Source organism: Salinimicrobium oceani, assembly GCF_012037645.1.
The window spans coordinates 1-425 of record NZ_JAAVJR010000743.1; the positions used below are offsets into that span (position 1 = coordinate 1).

Annotated in this window: 1 protein-coding gene; it reads right to left on the minus strand. The window is 36.5% G+C overall.

Annotated elements, in window-relative coordinates; translation table 11 throughout:
- Positions 1 to 170 precede the first annotated feature (170 nt).
- On the minus strand, positions 171 to 425 hold a 255-nt coding region (locus HC175_RS19180; protein ID WP_168139755.1), incomplete at its 5' end, for an HAD family hydrolase.

The window sequence follows — 425 nt, forward strand, 5'->3', positions numbered from 1 at the left end:
ATCTATAGCAGCAGTAGGAGGAATTACAATTTCTTCGGCCTGGTCAAGATCTACATCCTTAACACAGGAATTTAGCATGATAAACAGGATCAAAAATGCTGCTTTAAAAAGGTATTTTATAGGAGGCATTTTTATGGAGTTCATTATCAAACGAAAATAGGAGCACCTTATTACAGAAACCTGGTCAATTCCTTCATTTGTAATACCTGATGATAATTTTCAGAGAATTCATTTTTATGGTAATTATACAGTATGGCTCTCATTCCCAAATTTTGAGCCCCCAGGATATCGGCTTCCAGGTTATCTCCAATCATTACACTTTCTGCGATACTGGCTTTTGCATTCTTGAGTGCTGTTTCAAAGATCTTTGGGTGAGGTTTTTTAACCCCAACATCTTCAGAAGTGGTGATGGTGGTAAAATATTT